We start from the raw sequence: 24,344 nt of genomic DNA, 5'->3' as shown, positions 1-24,344 counted from the left end.
AATATGCAACTCATCATGGAAATTATCGTTTCATTCTTCCTCATCATTGGTGCATTTTTTACTTTGGTGGGTGGTATCGGGATGGTCAAACTGCCTGACTTATTTATGCGACTTCATGCGCCCACAAAATCCAGTACTTTAGGTTTAGGCAGCTTTCTGCTTGCAGGTATGATTTATGCCGCATTCAATAGTCGCTTAGGTTTTGCAGAACTGCTCATCACCTTATTGGCTTTTATTACAGCACCTGTATCTGCAAACTTAATTGCGCAAGCCGCAATCCATTTACGACTCCGTTCTACCTCTGGCGATGTTCCTGAAGCAATCAATCGCCCTTTACCTTGGCAACGTCAGAAAATCATCAAACAATTTAAGGAGGATATTTAATCCACCTTGAGCTTAAAAGCAGTGTTAAAGATTCAGTTTTAACACTGCCTCATACCGCGCCTTAACACAAGAACTCCCAGTAAATGAAGTCACATTTCAAGATAATTGACTTAATATTAATAAGGCAATACTAAGCCTTCTAAAATAAGAAATTAGAACACTACTCCACATAAATTTAAAATTCAACGCTATGCCAATGCACTGAAACATGTACAATAAAATCAGCTTAATAAATGAGATTGAGTATGTATACTGGCATTGTTCAAGGCTTAGAAAAAGTGGTCAATATCCGACATAGCGATCACTTTACAACCCTTTATATTTCCAATGAAAATCACTTTTTCGACGATATATTTATTGGAGCAAGTGTTGCAATTGATGGAACATGCTTAACCGCAACAGGTTATGATACCGTGTTACATACGGTGTCATTTGATGTCTCAGCACTCACCACATCGCTGACCACACTACAATTTTTAAACATTGGCGATCAAGTCAATATCGAAAGGTCGATTAAAGCTGGAATGGAAAATGGTGGACACAATCTTTATGGACATATTGAAGGTATGGCAACCATTAAAGATGTTATCCATACAGGTGAGACTGTACATATTGATCTTGTCATCCCTGATGAAAATATCAAATACTTCTTTAAAAAAGGTTTTATTGGGCTGCAAGGTTGTAGCCTAACAGTCAATCGAGTTGATCGACAAAGCAATGAAATATCCGTGGATTTAATTCCAGAAACCTTAAGATTGACCACCTTTAAACATGTCCAAATCGGTGGAAAACTCAATTATGAAATCGACCAAATGACCCGTACTATGGTGGATACTTTAGAAAGTATCCATCAACGTCTCAATGAAAAATAAAAAAAGCCAATATAAATCATTGGCTTTTCAAGTGCGAATCAATCCTTAACTATACAGCGGTGGATGAACTTCTTCTTGGAAACTTTCCATTCCATAATCATCCGCCAACTTTTCCTTCCAATAAGCAACAATCTTTGAATAATCAATTTCATCTGGATGAAAATCAGCTTTGTAATAAGACAAATATTCTGGAATCAATGAAATCAGCATCTTAGAAATCATATAAATTCCAAAAATATTTTGTGGTACTTTCGGCAAACTTTTTTTCCAGTCTTGCATAAACAAACGTGTTGCAGAATAGAACGTTAAACTTGCAAAACCTGTGGTTACATTGCGCATGACTGTACGACGAGTACGATCATCCTTATAAATCGCCTGATATACATCAAAAGCCACTGAACGATGCTCGATTTCCTCAATGGCATGCCATACCCAAAGTTTGACAGCATCATCATCCAATGTACTTAAAACTTCAGGATGTCGCAAAATATAGCCTCCCAACAAGGCAGTAAAGTGTTCAAAAGCAGCGGTGACTGCAAGCTGTAATTTTGGATGTACACTTTTTATAAATGCATCGCGGCGCGCTAACCATGCTTGAAAACTATCGAGGTTATAATCATCACGACGCCATGCATCATTGAATTCTGTATGTGCTTTGGAATGCATCGCTTCTTGCCCAATGAATGCAGCGATTTGTGCCTGTAATTTTTCATCTGTAATTTTGTCACGCACATTGCGGACACTATGCACAAAGAATTGCTCACCAATTGGAAAAGTCGAAGATAATGCCGTGAGTAAGTGTGACATCACGGGTGAATTCGCAAAAAAATGTCTACGAATGGCTTTAGGGTTAAAGCTTGGTTTACGGACTTTAATACCAATAGCTTTAGGACGATTTAGATATGATTTTTCTGCCGTCACTTGAACTGTTGACATCGATCTAATCCTACATTTGTCTGAATTTAACCTATATTGGCACAATCTCAATATTTGTATATTGCAGAATCATTCATCAAGTAGCAAAAATGCTCACTATGTCAAAAAAGCCAGATAAACATTGATAAAAACCTTTTTGAAATATGGGATAAAAATTTAAAAATCAATAAATTAGGATAAAAATAAAGCTTTTATAATGATTTATATTTTGTCACTAAAACCTACAAAGTTCCGACAAAAACAAAGCCTGCGATGACGCAGGCTTTGGAAATGGGTCTTTGAATGTTGAGCGTTTAAAAATCAAACATCAAGGTAATCCAAAATACCTTCCGCTGCTTCACGACCTTCCCAGATTGCGGTCACAACCAAGTCAGAACCACGAACCATATCACCACCTGCAAAGATTTTTGGGTTAGAGGTTTGGAATTTAAATTCTTGCTTTTCAGCAGCAAGTACTCGACCAGAACCATCTAAATCTATGTTTGCGCCTGCAAACCAATCCGCTGGAGAAGTACGGAAACCAAAAGCAAGCAATACAGCATCTGCTGGTAAAACTTCTTCAGAACCCGGAATCGGTTCAGGGCTACGACGACCACGGCTATCTGGCTGGCTGAGTTGAGTCGTTACAAATTTAACACCTGTCACTTTACCATTTTCGCCTACGATTTCAATCGGTTGACGATTGAATTGGAATTCCACACCTTCCTCACGCGCATTCTTCACTTCACGGCGAGAACCTGGCATGTTTTCTTCATCACGACGGTAAGCACAAGTGACCGTTTCAGCACCTTGACGGATTGAAGTACGGTTACAGTCCATCGCAGTATCACCACCGCCAAGAACGATGACTTTTTTGCCCTGAACGCTGATGTATTCAGATGGATCTTTTTCCCAGCCTTGTGTACGATTTACATTGGCGATCAAGAAATCCAGCGCATCATAAACGCCATCAAAATCTTCACCTGCAAAGCCGCCTTTCATGTAGGTATATGTTCCCATACCCATGAATACAGCGTCATAGTCTACGAGTAATTGGTCAATGGTGATGTCTGTACCAATTTCAGTATTCAAGCGGAATTCAACGCCCATACCGGTGAAGATCTCACGGCGGCGTTTCATTACATCCTTTTCCATTTTGAATTCTGGAATACCAAATGTAAGTAAACCACCGATTTCAGGACGTTTATCAAAAACAACAGGTTTTACCCCATTACGTACCAAAATATCTGCACAACCTAAACCGGCTGGACCTGCACCAATAATTGCAACTTTTTTGTCGGTCCATTTTACTGAGGACATATCTGGACGCCAGCCTAAAGCAAAGGCAGTATCGTTGATATATTTTTCCGCATTACCAATGGTTACAGCACCAAAACCATCGTTTAAGGTACAAGCACCCTCACATAAACGATCTTGTGGGCAAACACGACCACAGACTTCAGGCAATGTATTGGTTTGATGGCAAAGCTCTGCAGCTTGGAAAATACGCCCTTCTGCAATCAGCTTTAACCAGTTTGGAATATAGTTATGTACAGGACATTTCCATTCACAATACGGGTTACCACAGCCTAAACAACGGTGGGTTTGGTTTGCTGCCACTTCCGCTGTAAAAGGTTTATAAATTTCCACAAACTCTGCTTTGCGGACATTAATATCTTTTTTCTCTGGATCTTGGCGTGCTACATCCAGAAATTGAAAGTCATTATTTAGGCGCTCTGCCATGTCTCTCTCCGTGGGTGAGCGTGGATAACTTTTTCACTTGTGTATATCTGTGAAGTTATCCACACCTACCTAAAATATGAGTAGTGGAATTATTGTGGATCTGCTTGAGTTGTCTTCAAAAGCGTTTGCAAATTAGCAGCTTTTGGTTTCACTAACCAGAATTTACGGCTATAGAAATCAAACTCGTTGCGGATCTTGTACGCCCAAGCACTACCTGTTTCAGCAATATGTTCATCTAAGATGCGAAGTAAGAATTCTTGATGTTCTTCCATCGCTTCTGTAGAAATACGGTTTAACTCAATTAATTCGTGGTTGTAGTAATCGACGAAGTCATTGTCCAAGTCAAGTACATAAGCAAAACCACCAGTCATACCTGCGCCAAAGTTGTGACCAACTTTGCCGAGCACAGTCACGATACCGCCAGTCATATATTCACAGCAATGGTCGCCAGCGCCTTCAATAACAGCAAATGCGCCAGAGTTACGTACAGCGAAACGCTCACCTGCTGTACCTGCTGCAAATAATTTACCGCCTGTCGCACCATACAAACATGTATTACCAATAATCGCTGTTTCTTGGGTTTGGAATGGTGAACCTTTTGGTGGGAAGATCGAAACTCGACCACCTGCCATACCTTTACCAACATAATCGTTTGCATCACCTTCAAGGCTAATATGCAAACCACCCGCATTCCAAACACCCAATGATTGTCCTGCTGTACCGGTTAAATTCACTTTAACTGGGTGTGCTTCCATACCCAAGTTGCCATAACGTTTTGCGATTTCACCAGACAAACGCGCACCAATCGAACGGTCACAGTTACCCACAGTGAAATGGAACGCACCACCAGTACTTGCTTCAATTGCAGGTAACATTTCAGCCACCATTTTCTCAGCAAGGATACCTTTATCAAACGGCTCGTTGCCTTGCACTTGGCAATATTGTGCTTTCCCTTCCGCAGATGGATGCGATTCTAACAATGCACTCAGGTCTAAGTGCGCATGTTTTTCTGTTTCACCTGGCAACATTTCCAACAGATCAGTACGACCAATCAAGTCTTTTAATGATGCTACACCGAGTGCTGCCAACCATTCACGAGTTTCTTCCGCAATAAAGTGGAAGAAATTAATCAGCATTTCTGGCTCGCCAATATAATGCTCTTGACGTAAATGATCTTGTTGCGTTGCAACACCTGTTGCACAGTTGTTCAAATGACAAATACGCAGGTATTTACAACCTAAAGCGATCATTGGTGTTGAACCGAAACCGAAGCTTTCCGCACCTAAAATTGCTGCTTTTACAACATCTAGACCCGTTTTCAAACCGCCATCTGTTTGTACACGAACTTTGCCACGTAAATCATTGACACGAAGTGCTTGATGCGCTTCAGAAAGACCCAATTCCCATGGTGAACCTGCATGATGAATTGAAGATAATGGCGAAGCAGCTGTACCACCGTCATAGCCCGAAATAGTAATGAAGTCAGCGTATGCCTTAGCCACACCAGCAGCAATCGTACCTACGCCAGGCTCTGAAACCAGTTTCACCGAAACCATCGCTTGAGGGTTGACTTGTTTTAAGTCAAAAATCAATTGTGATAAATCTTCGATTGAATAAATATCATGATGTGGTGGTGGAGAAATCAAGGTCACACCAGGCACTGAGTAACGTAAACGGGCAATTAGACCATTCACTTTACCGCCAGGTAACTGACCACCTTCGCCCGGTTTCGCACCTTGGGCTACTTTAATCTGTAAAACTTCAGCCGATGTTAAATATGCAGGTGTTACACCAAAACGACCAGAAGCAATCTGCTTAATTTTAGAGTTACGGATCGTGCCATAACGTGCAGGATCTTCACCGCCCTCACCAGAGTTTGAACGACCGCCAATAGTGTTCATTGCAATTGCAATCGCTTCATGCGCTTCAGGCGATAAAGCACCTAAAGACATACCTGCTGAGTCAAATCGCGGTAAAATTTCTTCAACCGATTCAACAGCTTCTAATGGAATAGAATGCTCAGTTTTCAGTTTTAATAAGTCGCGAATTGTAGCAATTGGACGTGTATTCACTAACTCAGCATATTCTTTAAAGTCAGCATAGTTTCCAGAACGTACTGCTTTATGCAAAGCATTGATTACGTCTGGATTGAATGCGTGATATTCCTTATCAAATACAAATTTGAGTAAGCCACCTTGGTCAATCGGTTTACGAGATTTCCAAGCTGTTTCCGCTAATTTTTTCTGATCATTTTCAAGATCAGTGAATGTTGCACCTTTAATACGGCTTGGTACACCCGTGAAACACTTATTCACGACTTCATCAGACAAACCAACGGCTTCAAACAGCTGACCACCACGGTAAGATGCAACTGTAGAAATTCCCATCTTAGACAAAACTTTGAGTAAGCCTTTCTCAATGCCTTTACGGAAATTTGCCTGTGCATGGATTGGATCGCCCAATAACTCACCTTTTGCAATCAAGTCATTGATTACATCATATGCAAGATATGGGTAGATCGCCGTAGCACCAAAACCAAGAATAACTGCAAATTGATGTGGATCGCGTGCTAAAGCAGTTTCAACAATAATGTTGGCATCGGTACGCAAACCTGCATTAATCAGGAAATGATGGATTGCACCTGTTACCATAGCAGAATTGGCAGGCAGATAACCCTGACGGATTTTCTTGTCTGAAATTACCAATAAAGTTTTGCCATCACGAATCGCCTGTGCAGATTCTTCACAGATTCTGCTGATCGCAGCTTCAAGACCTTCCGTTTCAGGATAGTTCAAATCAATATCTGCAATTTCATAACCTTTACGACCCAAGGTACGAATCTGATGCATTTTAGAGTTTGACAAGACAGGGCTTGAAATAATCAAGCGATCTGCATGTTCAGGACCTTGTTCAAATACATTTTGCTCACGCCCCATACATGTTTCTAACGACATCACGATAGATTCACGCAGTGGGTCAATAGGTGGATTGGTGACTTGGGCAAATTGCTGACGGAAGTAATCCGTGACATGGCGAATCTGACGTGACAACACAGCCATAGGAGTGTCATCTCCCATAGAACCCACAGCTTCCTGACCGCTTTCCGCAATTGGACGTAATAGTTGGTCACGCTCTTCAAAGGTCACCATAAACATTTTTTGCGCTGCTTTTAGGTCATCGCCTTTTAAGCCTTGATCGCATAAATATTCTTCAAGTTCTGGGCTACCTTGCACACGAACTGAGTTTTCACGCAACCATTCACGATATGGACGCATTTTTTTCAGATGATTACTGACGTCTTTAGTATCCAGCATTTTGCCTGTGAATGTATCAATCACAAGAATTTGCCCCGGACCTACACGACCTTTCGATACCACATCTTCAGGTTCATAGCCCCATACACCAATTTCTGATGCCAATGTAATATAGCCATTTTTAGTGATCACCCAACGCGCAGGACGTAAGCCATTACGGTCAAGCATACAAATCGCATGGCGACCATCTTGAATCACTAGACCTGCAGGACCATCCCATGCTTCCATATGCTTTGAGTTGAACTCATAAAATGCACGTAGATCTGCATCTAAAGTTTCAACGTTTTGCCAAGCAGGTGGTACCAACATGCGCAATGCACGGAATAAGTCCATACCACCGCCAACAAGAAGCTCAAGCATGTTGTCCATACTTGACGAATCTGAGCCTGTCCGATTTACAATCGGATTAAGCTCTGTGATCCCTGGCAATAAAGGGTTTTCGAACTTTGGTGTACGTGCTACAGCCCAGTTACGGTTTGCTGTAATGGTATTGATTTCACCATTATGTGCCAAATAACGGAAAGGCTGTGCCAATGGCCAACGAGGCAAAGTATTGGTAGAGAAACGTTGATGGAAAACAACGATATGTGAATCCAAACGTTCATCAGCAAGATCTTTGTAGAATTCTGCAATATATGCAGGCATCATCAAACCTTTATAGCTGATTACAGTAGAGCACAATGTAGTGACATAGAAATACGGGTCAGCAGTCAGCTGTTGTTCAGCACGACGACGTGCCATAAGTAACTTACGGTTAAACTCAACCTCAGTTACGCCCATTGGGCAGTTGACAAAAATTTGTTCGAACGCAGGCAAAGACTGCATTGCAATTGAACCCAATGCATCATTATTGGTGGGAATAACACGCCAGCCAATCACACGACAACCTTCATCCTCAATTTCTTTAGTGAGAATCTTTTTCGCATGCGCTGCAAGAGCAGGATCTAAGTTTAAGAATACTGTACCGACTGCAAATACTTCACTCAGTGTAATGTCACTAATTTTCTTTGCTTCTTCACGAAAAAATGCTTTCGGCATAGCCAAGAGTAAACCACAACCATCACCGGTCTTACCATCTGCGGCAATACCACCTCGGTGTGTCATACAACTTAGACTATGAATCGCGGTCTTGACTAAATCATGACTCGCATCACCCTGCATATGGGCAATCAAGCCGAAACCACAGTTATCTTTAAACTCATCCGGTTGGTATAAACCTTGAGCGGGAGCTACAGTATTAGGCGATGGCATGTGCATAGCGTACCCTTCTTTCTACATAGGCCCATGAGGGCGAAAAACATTCAAACACTCAATTACGATTTTTAAGTATTTTCGTATACCAAGTAAACACTTAGTCTAAATCGAATACCAGTCCGTTTTTTACTTTAATTGCAAAATTGTTTTACAGCTTTCGCACTGAAATAAAGCACCAATCATGACTTAAAATCGCACACCAACTAAATCATTTCGCTCCAAAATAGGGACAATCAACTCAATTAGCGCAACAATAAAGCAAAAAATATGCCAGTTTTTATTTTTGTTCACCAAATCGCTAAAATACAGTGAAATAAAGATATTGATTAAAATTAGCTGTTTCTTTTAAATACATTTTTAGCACCATTTTTGTGCAAATCATAAATCTCACGATCTATTTTGCTTCATTTTAGCGCTCATTTAATTAAATGGATCACTCACTTCATGCTCTACAGGTTTCTTTTCAGTTGCAACGCCACTCGATTCTTTTGTCCCAGAGGATGTTTGAGTGGTTGAATTTGATTTTTGCACATCAACAACCTTGCCCGAGGCATCACGACGAGTAATTGTCGTCTTGGTGGTTTCATTGTTTGCACCAGAAGAATTGGTCAATGATGATAAAGCTGATTTGGCTTGAGCCAATACAGTTTCATCGACCACTGGCAACGGGGCTGACTTCAATTTAACTTCATAAAGTTTATTGGCGCTTGCCATTTCATCTGCGCCTAAATCATTCACCAAAGCGCTATACTTCTCAAATTGAATTGATTGAGGATGTATCGATGCAGGCAATTTGAGGTTTAACTGTTGTAATTGCGCTTTCGCCTGATCATCCGTTTTAAATAATCCATAAGCTAAAACATACTGTTCTGTTTGATTTTCGCCACTTAAACGGAAATAGATAAAATTTTTACGATCGGCTTGTTTTTGTAAAAAACTTTGAATGACATCTTCATTTGAAGCTTTGAACAATTCGATTGTCCATGCCTTTTTATTCTCTTGAAAAAACTTTGTTCCACGAAATTCAGCATCGTGATTACCTGCAGTCACCACACGAGTGGTCATTTCAAGTGGACGCACCTCATCCATTAAAGCGCCCAAATGTGCAGTAGCCGCCACTTTTTCTGGTTGAATCTGGACTTGGGTCTCTTCAATCGGATTTTCTACAGTGACCAATTCTTTAGTATCTGTGACTGCCCAAAAAATCACGGCAATCACCAGACACAGCAATCCACCAACCAACCAAATATATTGTCGAATATTTTGCCAATTTGTACGAATTGCTGCCATTTGAACACGAACCTTTTTCTATATTTGATTTGCTAAAATCGCTTGTTTCATCAACTCAACGTCAAAATCATTGGTAATGACAGCTTGCCCGAGTTGTTTCATCAATATTAAACGAAGTTGACCATTTAATACTTTCTTATCATGCGACATATAAGCCAAAAATTCATCTAATGGAATTTGTGGACATGCTACAGGTAATTGCGCACGTTGTATGATTTTTTTTGTACGCACTAAATCATTAAATGAAATCCAGCCCATACGATGAGATAAATCAGCAGCCATCACCATGCCCGTTGCAACCGCTTCTCCATGCAACCACACCCCATAACCGAGATAAGACTCAATGGCATGACCAAAAGTATGCCCTAAATTTAACAGCGCACGCTCACCTTGTTCTTTTTCATCATTGGCCACAATGCGAGCTTTATGTGCACAAGAACGATAGACGGCTTCTGCCAATAACTCGGGATCTTGAGCAACTAAACCATCCATATGTGCTTCTAGCCAAGTGAGAAATTCCACATCTCCCAACAGCGCATACTTAATGACTTCAGCCAAACCTGCTGAAAGTTCCCGTGCAGGTAGGGTTTTCAATTGTGCCATATCAGCCAGAACCACTTGAGGCTGCTGAAATGCACCAATCATATTTTTACCGAGTGGGTGGTTAATTCCTGTTTTTCCACCGACACTTGAATCCACTTGGGACAACAGTGTGGTTGGCACTTGAATAAAATAAACACCGCGTTGAAAACAGGCTGAGGCAAAACCAGCCATATCCCCAATCACACCGCCACCCAAAGCCAAAACCGTACAATCACGGTTAAAACCAGCCTCAAGTAAAGCATCAAAAATCAAGTTGAGATGTTCAATATTCTTGTATTTTTCACCATCTGGTAGGACACATGTTGCAACTTGCTTACCCAATTGTTGAATCGCTTCAACATAATGCGATAAATATAAAGGCTGAACAGTACTATTGGTCACTACCATCACTTGACGACCTTTAATATAAGGTTCAAGTAACTCTTGAGGATTTAAATGACTTCCAATAAAAATTGGATAGCGACGTTCACCCAGTTCAACATGTAAAGTTTGCATGATCCTGCCAAATAACAATGAATAAGAATTTACCGATTAAACAATTTCTTTTGAAACAATCAACTGCAATATTTTCAGCGCCAAGTCTCGTGCAGCCCCCTGATTGGTTTCAATAATATAATGTGCAACATCTCGATACAATGGATCACGAATTTTAAGCAGATCTCTTAATTTTTTTTCAGGATTTTCCACTTGCAACAAGGGACGATTTTTATCTCGATGTGTACGCAATAATTGAATTTCTACAGGTGTATATAAATAAATCACAATACCCCGATGCTTGAGATATTCACGATTCATGGCTTGCGTTACAGCCCCGCCTCCTGTCGCAACAACTAAATTCTTTTTGGAGGTTAAATCATCAATGACGATGGTTTCTCTAGTACGGAAACCTTGTTCACCCTCTTTTTCAAAAATCCAAGGAATGGATGCACCTGTTTTTCTTTCTATTTCATGATCGCTATCTAAAAAATCACGACCTAACAGTTCCGCAAGATGCCGACCGACTGTTGTTTTTCCCGCTCCCATGGGCCCTACCAAATAAATATTTGGCAGGGTTTCAAACTCTTTGCTTGGCAAGGAGTCACCTATCGAATTGCTTTCATTGAAACTATATTAATGATTTCTCGTACGACTGTCATTAACAATTCTTGGTGTCACAAAGATTAGCAGTTCACGTTTGTTCTCTGTTTTGGCATCTTTTCGGAATAAACGCCCTAAATAAGGAATATCTCCTAAGAATGGCACTTTAGTTTGGCTCGTGGTATTTTCTTGCTCAAAAATCCCACCCAAAACTACAGTTTCACCATTATCCACCAAGACATTGGTATTGATTTCATTCTTATTCAGAATGACCTCACCATTCGGGGCAATACCACCTCGAGAATCACTGGTAATATTAAGCTGCATTTGTACTTTACCATCAGGGGTAATACTTGGCGTCACGTCCAGACTTAATAACGCATCTTTAAATGATGTGGTTGCTGTTGCTGTACCACCAGCTGTTGATACTGTTTGATAAGGAATTTGTTGACCAGATGCGACTTTAGCCTTCTGTTTATCCGCCGTCATGACTTTTGGTGTTGAAATCACCTCACCATACCCATCAGATTGCAAAGCAGATAACTCCAAGTCCAACATAAAATCAGACAAACTGATTAAACCAAAAGCAATTTTACTTGCTCCAGCTGTTGTAACCCCAAGGTCTACATTCAGGTTATCAGGTCGTGTAATGGTATATTTTCCTTCATCATCAGGTGTTTTTAAATCCCAAAGCGTTTGGTCGCTCCCCCCCACCAAAAGGTCATTATTTTTGGTGATGCCTTGAGATAAAATACCCCATTTCACCCCCATCTCTTTGGTGAAATCCGTTGTAGCACGTACAATTCGTGCTTCAACCATTACTTGTTTTACTGAAACATCAAGGAGATCAACCATTTTACGAACTTTATCAATATTATTCGCAGTATCATTAATAATAAGTGTATTTGTTCGTATATCAGCTACTGCACTGCCTCTTGAACTCAATAAACTTTCCAAGGCCAAAGAATCTGTATTGCTTGTCCCATTCGCTTGAGCACCTTTAGGATTTCGAGAGTCCTCTAATAATTTCAAGACATCAGCAACTTTTGCATAATTTAGATTTATATATTCTGTTTGAATAGGTGCTAATTTTACACTTTGCGCTAATGCTTTTGCTTCATCCTCTTCCGCTTTAATTAACTCAGTTACAGGCGCAATCCAAATCACACTCCCATTACGGCGTTTATCCAAATTCTTTGTTTTTAGGATAATGTCTAAAGCTTGATCCCAAGGCACATCTTTCAGACGCAAGGTAATATTGCCTTGTACCGAATCAGCAGCCACCATATTGATTCCGGTAAAGTCAGCCAACAACTGTAATACTCGACGGACTTCAATATCTTGGAAATCTAAAGAAATTTTCTTACCTGTATAAGATTGGCTTGCACTTGGGCGAGCCACCTTATTTTCTGCAGGTCGTTTCAAGCTGACAGTTAATTTATTTTCAGCTTGGAAAGCCATATATTCATAGCTACCCGATGATTGAATGGTGATGACACCATTGGAACCCTCGTTATAAGCGTCTACGCTAGAAACTGGTGTTGCAAAATCATTGACATTTAAACGACGCAATAAATGTGTAGGAATTTTATTTCCCAATGTTCGAATAACGACCTTACTGCCTTGCTGCTGAACATCCACTGGGGTATTTGCACCCGAAAGGCTCACAATTACTTGCCCTTCGCCAGCATTTCCACGTTGGAAGCCAATATCAGCAATCCCTTGATTTTGCTTATTGACCGTCGGAGATACATAACTCGGTAAGCTCGGTGCTTGATTGGCATTATTAATTTTTAAAATAAAAGTATTACCTTCTACACGTGTTGTAAAAGCGCCACTATTTTTTAAATTTACTGTTAACCGAGAACGTTGATCATCTGCAGCGACATCGACTGTGGAAGCTTCCTCACTCGCTACGGGAATAGATGCTTGGCTAATATTTTGTTTAGCATTGTCAAAGTCCAATACTAAACGAGATGGATTATCCAATTGATAGGCTTGTGGCTGCGGAGGAAGACCATTAAACATGACACGAATTTCTGTACCCTGCCCCGGTATTTTCATCGGAACAATGTTGGTCATCGTGGTTTGTGCTGCTGCAACTTGTGTAATTGCAATTGCGACCGTCGCCATAGTAAATTGACGAAGTTGACTATTCATAAACTTACCATCCCCAATCAAGATATTTTTCAAACTCTTTTTCATTTTTATTCCTTTATTCCGTTTTAATCCACTGGACCAATTAGAACTAGACTGCGTGGTCTTTCGATATAACCGTCTCGACCATCTGGAACAATTTCCAATAAATCAATACGGGTCGGTGTAATTTCAATAATTCGACCCTGATTCATCCCCATGTAATTGCCCAGTTGAACACGTTCAATTTCACCATCTGGTGTTTGGATTAATCCTACCGTTTGTCCTGCATTGCCCTTCATACTTCCTTTCAGTGTCAACGACTCTAAAGGATAACTTTCAAGTGGCTGCGGTTGTCTAGAGAAATTCGGATACACTCGTTTTCCTGACATCACCTTTAATTCATTTGCCAACGAACTTGGTAAGAATGGACTACGCAATTGTTGTGCAGAATAATTAAAACTTGGCACAGGATTAAATACAGGTGCTGGTTCAATCGGCAAAGGTGTTTGACTACGAATATTTGCCATTTCCTGATTGACGGCATCAATCCTAGAGTCACAACCAACCAACAACAAAGTGAATGAGATTCCACAGATTATTTTATTGTGTTTTTTCATTGTGGTGTCCCTCCTTGCTGTGGTGTCGATGGTGCAGCTGGATTTGTCTGATTCACAGTTTTTTGAGCTTTCTGTTCATCAGCACCAATATAGCGATAGGTTTTTGCCTTAATGGTATAGTCAATCACAGGAACATCAGATTTTTTATCCTGACTGGCAGTTCCTGTAATGGTGAAATCATGCAAAGTAACAATACGTGGTAAAGCAGCGACGCTACTGACGAAAGTACCAAATGAGTGATAATCCCCTGTCGCATCAATGGAAATAGGTTGTTCAATAAAGAACTCTTGCTTCACTTCAGGTTCAAGTCTGATATTTTTAAATTTTAGCCCTGAACTCACCCCAGTCACGTTAATATCTTCAACCAAACTCGGAATTTCAGTTTCTTTTGGCAACTGTTCCAATTGTTGATTGAAATTGGCTTCCATTTGTTGTAACTGGGCTTGATATTGTTGCAAATTTCGTAACTTAGAGTCTTTTTCTTTAAATTCATTCAGTAGATTCTGTTCAACTGTGCGTGCCTGATCAATTGCATCCAGCTTCGGTCTCACCGCAAGAAAATAGCCAATTGCACAAACCACAAAGAACAAAAATATCCAACAAGTAATTTTTACCGATAGCGGCCAACTACCATAGTTGTTCATATCCAAAGTATTGAACTGTTGAAAAAATTTCTCAACTGTCATTTTATTCTTTTTTGGAGCATCGTTTACTGATGAATCTAATTGCTCAAAATCTTCACGACTCATTTCGCACCCCCAGCAGCTGGAACTTGTTCAGCCTTTGTTGCACTATCATCTGCTACAGAAGCGATTTCCCCTAAATCTACAGTGACCACAAAGCTTCCATAAGACTCTTCTACTCGAGGAATCACGGATGTTTGTGCTTGATTTTTATTTTCTTCTGCGGCTAGGAATGAATTCATAAAGGCATTTCTATACCACTCAGAAGCTTCCAAACCACGCAATAATTCAGCAACGGTATTCGGACTTTCAGCTTTACCTTCGATGGTAAATTTATCCCCAACACGACTGAATTTCGTGATGTACATTTGTGCTGGAACGACACGAACCAATTCATCAACCAAGCGAACAATCACAGGACGTTGTCCTTGTAAACCTTGAATCAACTTCATTCGCTCAATAATGGCATTACGACGCTCTTGCAATCCATCTAAAGTTTTTAATTGCATATCTAAGTTTTGATTGGTACTGGTTACCAACTGATTGGCCTGCTCTTGATCTTCAAGCTTATGATCAAAATAAAACCATGCCAATAACACAGTTGCCAATCCAATCAATGCAACACCCACACAGATTGCCACAAATTGTTTCTTTTTCTGTTCTCTTAGCTCGTCACGCCAAGGGAGTAAGTTAATCTTTGCCATTAATCAAAACTCCTCAACGCTAAGCCACATGCAACCATAAGTGATGGTGCATCATTTTCTATTTTTCTTAAGTCAATTTGCGGTGAAAAACCCATTTGTAAAAATGGATTTGCAACAGTGACTCGATAGCCTAATTTTTGTTGTAATAATTTTGCCAAACCTGGGATATTTGCATTTCCACCTGCCAGCAAAATATGATCAATCTCATTAAATTGTGAGGAGGAGAAGAAGAATTGCAATGAACGCGCTGCTTGCTGAACCACCGCTTCTAAAAACGGCATTAACACTTCAGTTTCAAAATCATCGGGTAAGGTGCGGTCTTTCTTGGCACGACCTGCTTCCTCATAAGATAAACCATAACGATTTTGCACATCTTGTGTCAGTTGTTTGCCCCCAAACACCTGCTCACGCGTGTAAATAATCTTACCTTTTTGCATCACAGACAATGTGGTCATGGTGTGACCAATATCTAAGATCCCAACAAGATTCACCCCGATGGGTAAAGTATCTGAAAAGACATCGAATGCACGTTCTATGGCATAGCTTTCTACATCTGCAATTTTAGGAGATAAGCCTGCAATTTCCAGAACTTCAACACGAGACTCAATATTTTCAGCACGTGTCGCCACCAAAAGTACATTCACTCGATTCGGATTGGCTAACTTATCATTCAATACTTCAAAATCTAAGCTCACTTCATCCAAAGGAAAAGGAATATATTGTTCAGCATCCATTCGAATCTGAACTTCTCTTTCCTCATCGGACATATCTGCATCCATTTCTATGATTTTATGAATCACCATAGAAGTAGGTACAGCAACAGCCACATTTTGCGATTGAGGGTTAGCAAGATTGACTGCTCGCTCTAATGCATCTGCAACTGCTTCTGGATTGAGAATGTTTTTTTCAACCACACTCCCATCAATCAGCGGACTTAATCCATAACTTTCAACCCAGTAACGACCGTTCTTAACAGAGAGCTCTAAAATTTTTACAGTAGTAGAACTAATATCTACTCCTACCAACCCCTTATTTTGCTTACGATATAGTCTAAGCACGATACATTTCCTATTATTTTTTTATCCCCAACAAATAACACAAACTAGCTGTATTTGGTCTTAATTTTTTACAGATACAATATCCCATCTAACAATCCATCACATGAGAAGCTATACTGACCACAATTAGTTTGCCATTAGCTATTATTAAAACTTACTTGTTATGAAAAAGCTATCTTGTTCAGGTCATATTCATCCCTTTTTTTTGCTGATTATTATTATCTTAGTCGCAATTCCGATGGGCTTTTATGGAATGTACCTATATATTGCCCCATCTCTGCCAGAAATGAGCTCTTTAAAAAAAGCGCCATTATTAAAACCTTTACAAGTTTACTCGGCAGATAATCAATTAATTGCTGAATATGGTGGCAAGCTTTCTGTGCCTGTGGAATACGATCAGATTCCGCCGCATTTCATTCATGCTTTCCTTGCTGCTGAAGATTCATCTTTCTTTGAACATAGCGGAATCAGCTTTAAGGGCTTAGGTCGTGCATTGAGTGAAAGTGTGACTGGATCAAATGTACAGACAGGTGGTTCGACCATCACCATGCAGGTTGCCAAGAACTATTATCTATCACCTGAACGTACTTTGAAGCGTAAATTGACTGAAGTATTTTTAGCCCGAAAAATAGAACAAAACTTATCCAAAGAAGAAATCTTATCTTTATATGTCAATAAAATTTTCTTAGGTAAAAATGCCTATGGTATTGCTGCTGCAGCAAAAATTTACTATGACAGAAGCTTAGATCAGCTCAGTATTGCACAAATGGCGATGATTGCTGGTTTGCCTAAAGCGCCTTCTAAATATAATCCTGTTGTAAACCCTGAACGTGCACTTGAGCGTCGTAACTGGATTTTGGGACGTATGCTTCAGCTAGGCTATTTGAAACAGGCTGAATATGAAAAAGCGGTTGCTGAACCGATAAACTTAAGCATGCCAGATCGCGGTTTAAGCAATAAATTTCCTTATGTCGGTGAAATGGTTCGCGCTGAATTGGTAGAAAAGTTTGGTGAACAAGCGATTGACTCAGGTTATAAAGTTTATACAACTGTCAATAGCCAGCGTCAGCAATATGCTGAAGATGCTGTACAAAAAGGTTTAGAAGATTACGACCGCCGTCATGGTTGGCGTGGTGCTGAGGCACATGACAAGCCACTCAAAGATTTTATTCCTTATGCCAATACATACCCTGCCGAAGTGATTAAAGTGGGCAGCAATACCTTTGAAGCCAAAATGCAAGATGGTTCAACGGTAACCGTCCCTTGGTCAGGAATGTCTTGGGCAAGAAAATACATCAATGCCAACGCTGTGGGTGGTGCACCCAGTCGTGCCTCACAAATTGTTTCAGTGAAAGATATCATCCGTTTACGTCCCAATGACAATAAAACGGCTTGGTCATTGGTGCAAACCCCGAAAGTCCAAGGTCAACTTATTGCCATCAATCCAAATGATGGTTCGATTGAAGCAGTGGTCGGGGGGTACAACTTCTATCAATCGAAATTTAACCGTGCATTACAAGGTTGGCGCCAACCAGGCTCCACCATTAAACCCTTTGTTTACGCACTTGCCCTTGAACGTGGTATGACACCTTATACTATGGTCAATGACAGCCCAATTACGATTGGTCGTTGGTCACCAAGAAACTCCGATGGTCGTTATTTGGGCATGATCCCATTACGTCGTGCCTTATATTTGTCTCGTAATACAGTATCTGTACGCTTACTACAAAGTGTTGGTGTTGAACGTGCACGACAATTACTGATGGACTTTGGTTTACAAGAAGATCAAATTCCGCGAAACTTCACCATTGCCTTAGGTACACCACAAGTACTTCCTGTACAAATGGCAACAGGCTATGCAGCTATTGCCAATGGGGGATATCGCATTCAACCGCATTTTATCAGTCGTATTGAAGACGCTTTTGGTAAAACCATCTATGAAGCAAGTCCTGAATATGCGTGTATTCCATGTATTAACCAAAAAAATCAGACAGTTGATGCCGAAGTCACCCCAGATGATGAAGTGATTGAAGGTGCCAATATCAGTGTTGATGATGCAGCAACACCTTTAAGTAAAGAAGAGCAAAGTAAATATCGTCAAGCCCAACGTATTTTAAAATCACAGTCAGCCTTCGACATGGCAAATATTCTTCGTGATGTAATTGTACATGGTACAGGTCGTGCTGCACTTAAAATTGGTCGTGATGATATTGGTGGTAAAACAGGAACAACGAATGATGCTAAAGACGCTTGGTTTGCAGGCTTCAATGGTAAATTGGTTGCCATTGCTTGGGTAGGCTTTGACCAACCATCTACATTAGGTCGACGCGAATTTGGTGGTATTGCTGCACTTCCAGTTTGGACCAGCTTTATGGATAAAGCTTTAAAAGGCACGCCATCGGCTTGGGTACACTTTGATAAAGATGCTAAAGCACCAATTTCGCGTGAACAACGTCATCAAACTCAAATTGATGACCAAACTCAAAACGAAAGCTATGGTTCATCTCCACCTTTAGCCCGTCCAATCTTTAGACCAGCTCCAGTTGCTCCAACACGTAACGCGTCCAATGATTTTGATGATTTACCTGATGAGGGTAATGATCAGCCGTTAAAGCCGAATAAAGCAACACCGCCTGCGATGAATCAAGGTGCTGCAAAACGGGAACAAGACTCGCTTGAAAATTTGATTAACGAAGTTCAATAGTCAAATTTCATCATAAAAAATGCCATCAATAGATGGCATTTTTTATGTCGATTAATTGGCTATTTTTTCTGGAAAATATACATCTGAAATGCGGCTTTTAATTCAGTTTGCGCTTGTTGTTCTAAAACCATACGCTTTTCAGGTTTTGCTTTATATGCATAAGGTGTCATAGCAATCAGATTTTTTAATTGTGCTTGATTTAACTCAAAAGTCGTTTCCACAATCGGTTGCTCAATCAAATCAAAATGCGCTTGTAATTGCTCAACAAACTTATGCGGATCATGCATTTTTACTTCATCAAACAAACCTTCACGCATTGCATACAAATGCTCAGGTGCAGGCGTAACCACGATGAGATAAGCCTGAGGCTTAAGGACTCGCAGGATTTCCTCAATAGGGATTGGACTAAACAAACTGGTACATAGATCTATGGATTGATCTAAAACTGGTAATGTCGCCCCTGTTCCCACAATCCAAGTCACTTTTTTATTGAGCTTTGCAGCCACCTGAACTGCATTTTTCGCAATATCCACCCCAACACATTGCATCACCTCATGTTGCATTGCATCAGTATAGTAGCCTTCACCGCAACCGATATCCAACAGATTTTCAATACGTAAATCTCGAATTTTTTTTACGATTGCTTGTTGTAAAGGTGCATAAAATCCATCACTGAGAAAAGCCCGTCGCGCTTGTACAGATTCAACAGTATCCCCTGGATTTTTACTGTGTTTGTGTTGTACCACATGTAAATTGACATAACCTTGCTTTGCGACATCATAACTATGATGATTTACACAGCGCCAAGTTCGACCTGATAGGCTTAACCCCTCACGGCATACAGGGCACATCAATAAATTCATCGTATTCTCCACAAAATATAGTAAAAGCCAATAAAAAAGCCGGCAAATGCCGACTTCTTCAACTGACTTTGGCTTATCGTAATTTTAATGTCATTAGACCTAAAACTACCAGCATAATTGTAATAATCCAGAAACGGATCACCACTTGAGTCTCACGCCAGCCTTTCTTTTCATAATGATGATGTAAGGGTGCCATCAGAAAAACACGTTTATTACGCATACGTAGCGATCCAATTTGCAAAAACACGGAAATCGCTTCAACAACAAATACCCCACCCATGATCGCGAATACTATTTCTTGACGAACCATCACTGCGATTGTACCCAACATCGCGCCTAAGGATAATGCTCCCACATCGCCCATAAAGACTTGTGCAGGATGTGCGTTATACCATAAGAATGCTAAACCGGCACCAATCATCGCAGCACAGATAATCACCAATTCAGATGTATATTTCACATAAGGAATATGTAAATAATTGGCAAAGCGAACATCACCTGCCAAATATGCAAAAACACCTAAACCAGCCGCAACCAAGACAATTGGCATGATCGCCAAACCATCCAAGCCATCAGTTAAGTTCACCGCATTTGAACCGCCATTAATGACCAAATAGGTGAAAATAATAAACCCAATCCCCAATGGAATTGCAGACAATGGAATACTCAAATTCTTAAAGAATGGAATCAACAAATCCAACATATTGGCTGTATGTATAGGGTTATCCTGCTGAGTTGCAATTACATACAATGCAATACCCGCTCCCAGTGAACCGATAGATGTCCAAAAGAATTTTTTCTTGGCAGGCAAACCAGCATTGTCTTTATAACGAACTTTAATCCAGTCATCTGCCCAGCCTACCGCACCAAAGATCACCATAACCATTAAAACAATCCACACATAGGGATTGGATAAGTCTGCCCAAAGCAAAGTACTAATCCCAATGGAGAGTAGGATTAAAATCCCGCCCATGGTTGGTGTACCCATTTTCTTGGCATGATTTTCAGGTGCAAACGAACTGACTGCTTGACCATATTTGAGTGCTTGTAGTTTACGAATCATCACTGGACCCAAAGCCCAACCAATCGCAAGTGCAGTCAATACACTGAGCAATGCGCGTAACGATAAGTATCGAACAACTTGGAACGCATTTTCATAACCCGCCAAGTGTTGAAATAACCAAAACAGCATTAAACTTTCTCCATCAAATCAGCCATCAACGTTTCCATATGGGTATAACGAGAACCTTTAAATAAGAAACTCATGGACTGGGGTTGATGTGTTTTTATTAAACTTAATAATAAAGGCAAAGCTTGTTCTTGATTCAGAAAAGCTTGTAATTTTTTACCATATTGAGTGCTTCGAGCACCTTCTTGTGTTGCAGGAGCAAACTCGCCTACAGCGACAACAAAATCAATACCACTCACTGAAACGAGATCACGACCTAGCATGTAATGCTGTTGAGCCGCAGTATCTCCCAGCTCTCCAATATCTCCGATGACCATGACTTTAATTCCTTGCTGTTGTGCAAGCACCTCAGCTGCGGCACGCATGGACGTTGGATTGGCGTTGTAGGTATCATCAATCAATAAATGATTATTTTTTTGAATAAAGTTTAGACGCCCTTTAGCCCCTTGTGCTGACTCTAAACCAGCAACAATATCCTCTAAAGCGATACCGATTGCTAAGGCGAATGCTGTTGCAGCCTCTGCATTATGTACATTGTGTGCACCTGCAAAAGGCAAATTAACCAATTTGGAGCCTTGCGGTGTATTGATGGTAAATATTGCTGATTGTGCCAACAACTGGATATCTGTTGCAAAAACCTCACCACCATTCCCAAAACTCAAACAATGTTCTGTCTGTATAGCTTGGCGAATCGTATCAGTGAAATCATCAGCCGCAGGAATAATAGATGTTCCTGTTTGATCAATATGGCGATAAATTTCAGATTTAGCACGACAAATTCCATCACGACCACCAAACTCACCTAAATGTGCAGTGCCGATATTGAGAATGCCCGCCACCTGAGGTTGTACCAAGTTTGAGGTATAGTCAATTTCACCTTGATGGCTTGCACCCAGCTCCATGACTGCATATTGATGTTCTGAACGTAGTTCCAAGAGCATCATTGGCACACCAAGATCATTATTTAAATTACCACGAGTAATCAAAGTCGGAGCTAAACGTGTAAGGATACTACCCAACATTTCTTTGGTGGTGGTTTTACCACTACTGCCAGTCAGTGCAATCACTTTTAATTGAGGATGCTGAGCGCGACGATACGCACCTAAATGTCCCAATGCCAAACGGGTATCTTCAACAACCAACTGACAAATATTGGCTTCAACAGGATGACTGACAATCGCAATTTGGCAGCCATTTTCAGCCACTTGCACAACAAAATCGTGTGCATCAAAACGTTCACCTTTAAGTGCTAAAAACACATCACCCAATTCAGCATGGCGTGAATCAGTTAAAATACGTTTAATTTCACCTTGTGGTGCTTGATCTAAATACCAATATCCTTGAGTTGCTTCAGCAAGTTCTGTTGCTGACCATGGCTCTAAAGGTACAGTACTCGTCGTCGAGGTATGCATCGTTTATTCCTACTGAGCTGGATAGGCTGAATTGGTTTTATGGTGTTGCGCATCTATAGCAGATTGCACTTCAACAACATCATCAAACCAATGACGCACCCCATCTATTTCTTGATAGTTTTCATGTCCTTTGCCAGCAATCACCACAATATCGCCTGCTTGTGCATGTTTGACTGCATATTTAATCGCTTCACGACGATCACGAATCTCATGCACCTCGTGCTGGCTAAAATCGATATCTTGTTTCATGTCGGCAAAAATTTGTTCTGGATTTTCAGTGCGCGGATTATCTGATGTCATCACCACAGGGGTGGCTTGTTCCAATGCTGCTTTGGTCATCAAAGGACGTTTACCACGATCACGATCACCCCCACAACCAAATACCGCCCAAAGTTGATTTTCAACATGGCGCTTTAAAGTTTTTAATACTTGGGTTAATGCATCTGGCGTGTGGGCATAGTCGACAACAAATAATCGATCCTGATCACGAATGACTTGCATTCGTCCTGGTGCGCCTTTTAACTTTGGTACTTGTGCAATCAACTGTTGTAAATCAAAGCCTGCTTGCTCAGCGACAATTAAACTTGCCACAAGGTTTTCAATATTAAAATGCCCGAGCAATGGGCTATGTACAGTAAATTCGCCTTTGGCTGTTTTTAAGTGAAAAACTGCACCATCCAAGCTATATTTAATTCCAAAGACCTGATAATCAGCAGCTTTAGAGGTCGAATAAGTCAATACTTTAGGGTGCGACAAATTACTGCTCGCAGCATTCATCATCAAATCAGCATGCGCATCATCAATATTAATAACTGCGACTTTTAACGAAGACCATTTAAACAATAAAGATTTTGCTTCAGCATAGGCTTCAAGTGTTCCATGATAATCCAAATGATCACGGCTTAAATTGCTATAGGCAGCAATTTCGATATCACAACCATTCAAGCGCCCTTGCTCCAAGCCATGAGAACTCGCTTCGATTGAAGCAAATTCAGCGCCTTGTAAGGCAAAATCATGCATTAGATTTTGTAAATGTAAAGCATCTAAAGTGGTATGAGAGGACGCTTCCAAGTGCGGTAAAATACCATTACCTGTTGTCCCCATAACCGCACATTTTTTATTTAGCAATGTCAACAACTCAGCAACCAAACGTGAAATCGTTGTTTTACCATTGGTTCCAGTGACAGCCAAAACGCGTACCGCTTGTACAGGTGTTGTTGCTTGTAAATATTGTTTTTGCCATTGTCCCATCAATCTGCGAACTTGAGGACAAACCAAAGCTGATGCAATGCCTAAATCCGTTTCACTAATCACTGCCAATGCACCTTTATCCAAAGCCGCCTGAGCAAACTGCCGTGTTTTTTCAGGTTGAGAATAACTGGTTAATGCAATAAAAATCTGTCCATGCTGAACATAGCGACTATCTAGAGAGAAACCCTTAAATGGCTCAGACATCCAACTCTGTGTATGGTCTTGATCACGACCATTGTGATAAATGTCTAGAAAATTAATCATCATGATTT

The 24,344-nt window shown here is 40.6% G+C and carries 18 protein-coding genes; 3 read left to right on the top strand and 15 right to left on the bottom strand.

The genetic code is table 11. From position 1 onward, the window contains the following. Positions 1–3 precede the first annotated feature (3 nt). On the top strand, positions 4–384 hold the full coding sequence (locus I9192_RS01720; protein ID WP_026040315.1) for a Na+/H+ antiporter subunit G: 381 nt from the start codon (positions 4–6) through the stop codon (positions 382–384). Between the two features lie 245 nt (positions 385–629). After that, positions 630–1,256 (top strand): riboflavin synthase, encoded by a 627-nt coding sequence (locus I9192_RS01715; protein WP_004825370.1) that lies wholly within the window; start codon positions 630–632, stop codon positions 1,254–1,256. Positions 1,257–1,301: 45 nt separating this feature from the next. On the opposite strand, the gene I9192_RS01710 is transcribed toward I9192_RS01715, so the two are convergent. The 11 genes from I9192_RS01710 to I9192_RS01660 form a co-directional block, all read right to left on the bottom strand. Next, positions 1,302–2,192: a metal-dependent hydrolase gene (locus tag I9192_RS01710; RefSeq protein WP_004825372.1), complete on the bottom strand. Its 891-nt coding sequence runs from the start codon at positions 2,190–2,192 to the stop codon at positions 1,302–1,304. Positions 2,193–2,492: 300 nt separating this feature from the next. Next, positions 2,493–3,914 (bottom strand): FAD-dependent oxidoreductase, encoded by a 1,422-nt coding sequence (locus I9192_RS01705; RefSeq protein ID WP_005034332.1) that lies wholly within the window; start codon positions 3,912–3,914, stop codon positions 2,493–2,495. Positions 3,915–4,003: 89 nt separating this feature from the next. After that, positions 4,004–8,479, bottom strand: a complete 4,476-nt coding sequence (gene gltB, locus I9192_RS01700) for a glutamate synthase large subunit (RefSeq protein WP_171067102.1) — start codon at positions 8,477–8,479, stop codon at positions 4,004–4,006. Between the two features lie 423 nt (positions 8,480–8,902). Continuing rightward, entirely contained in the window at positions 8,903–9,772 is an 870-nt protein-coding gene (locus tag I9192_RS01695; protein WP_005034336.1) for a hypothetical protein, read from the bottom strand. 18 nt (positions 9,773–9,790) lie between these two features. Then, entirely contained in the window at positions 9,791–10,870 is a 1,080-nt protein-coding gene (aroB, locus tag I9192_RS01690; protein ID WP_005034338.1) for a 3-dehydroquinate synthase, read from the bottom strand. Positions 10,871–10,906: 36 nt separating this feature from the next. Next, complete coding sequence (gene aroK, locus I9192_RS01685) at positions 10,907–11,449, bottom strand: shikimate kinase AroK (protein ID WP_004825383.1); 543 nt, start codon at positions 11,447–11,449, stop codon at positions 10,907–10,909. A gap of 36 nt (positions 11,450–11,485) precedes the next feature. Next, positions 11,486–13,657 (bottom strand): type IV pilus secretin PilQ, encoded by a 2,172-nt coding sequence (gene pilQ / locus I9192_RS01680; RefSeq protein WP_005034341.1) that lies wholly within the window; start codon positions 13,655–13,657, stop codon positions 11,486–11,488. Positions 13,658–13,677: 20 nt separating this feature from the next. Further along, a complete protein-coding gene (locus I9192_RS01675; RefSeq protein WP_005034344.1) occupies positions 13,678–14,208 on the bottom strand; it encodes a pilus assembly protein PilP in 531 nt (176 codons plus the stop codon). Further along, complete coding sequence (locus tag I9192_RS01670; protein WP_004825387.1) at positions 14,205–14,957, bottom strand: type IV pilus inner membrane component PilO; 753 nt, start codon at positions 14,955–14,957, stop codon at positions 14,205–14,207. Before I9192_RS01670 ends, I9192_RS01675 begins: the two co-directional genes overlap by 4 nt. Then, on the bottom strand, positions 14,954–15,595 hold the full coding sequence (locus tag I9192_RS01665; RefSeq protein WP_004825390.1) for a PilN domain-containing protein: 642 nt from the start codon (positions 15,593–15,595) through the stop codon (positions 14,954–14,956). The genes I9192_RS01670 and I9192_RS01665 overlap by 4 nt, the downstream gene beginning before the upstream one ends. After that, a complete protein-coding gene (locus tag I9192_RS01660) occupies positions 15,595–16,653 on the bottom strand; it encodes a pilus assembly protein PilM (RefSeq protein ID WP_005034346.1) in 1,059 nt (352 codons plus the stop codon). Before I9192_RS01660 ends, I9192_RS01665 begins: the two co-directional genes overlap by 1 nt. Positions 16,654–16,816: 163 nt before the next feature. On the opposite strand from I9192_RS01660, the gene ponA reads away from it, so the two are divergent. Continuing rightward, positions 16,817–19,357 carry a penicillin-binding protein PBP1a gene (ponA, locus tag I9192_RS01655; protein WP_005034348.1) on the top strand — a complete coding sequence of 847 codons (2,541 nt, stop codon included), beginning with the start codon at positions 16,817–16,819 and terminating at the stop codon, positions 19,355–19,357. Between the two features lie 59 nt (positions 19,358–19,416). On the opposite strand, the gene I9192_RS01650 is transcribed toward ponA, so the two are convergent. The 4 genes from I9192_RS01650 to I9192_RS01635 form a co-directional block, all read right to left on the bottom strand. Continuing rightward, on the bottom strand, positions 19,417–20,220 hold the full coding sequence (locus I9192_RS01650; protein ID WP_005034349.1) for a putative RNA methyltransferase: 804 nt from the start codon (positions 20,218–20,220) through the stop codon (positions 19,417–19,419). A 73-nt stretch (positions 20,221–20,293) separates the two neighbouring features. Then, complete coding sequence (gene mraY / locus I9192_RS01645; RefSeq protein WP_004825397.1) at positions 20,294–21,412, bottom strand: phospho-N-acetylmuramoyl-pentapeptide-transferase; 1,119 nt, start codon at positions 21,410–21,412, stop codon at positions 20,294–20,296. Continuing rightward, entirely contained in the window at positions 21,412–22,821 is a 1,410-nt protein-coding gene (locus tag I9192_RS01640) for a UDP-N-acetylmuramoyl-tripeptide--D-alanyl-D-alanine ligase (RefSeq protein ID WP_005034353.1), read from the bottom strand. Before I9192_RS01640 ends, mraY begins: the two co-directional genes overlap by 1 nt. Positions 22,822–22,830: 9 nt before the next feature. After that, positions 22,831–24,339 carry a UDP-N-acetylmuramoyl-L-alanyl-D-glutamate--2,6-diaminopimelate ligase gene (locus I9192_RS01635; protein ID WP_005034356.1) on the bottom strand — a complete coding sequence of 503 codons (1,509 nt, stop codon included), beginning with the start codon at positions 24,337–24,339 and terminating at the stop codon, positions 22,831–22,833. Between the last annotated feature and the right edge of the window lie 5 nt (positions 24,340–24,344).

The organism is Acinetobacter bereziniae (genome assembly GCF_016576965.1).
GTDB classification, from domain to species: Bacteria; Pseudomonadota; Gammaproteobacteria; order Pseudomonadales; family Moraxellaceae; genus Acinetobacter; species Acinetobacter bereziniae.
Note: the sequence above shows the minus strand (reverse complement) of the source record. Positions and strands in the feature narration are given on the sequence as shown.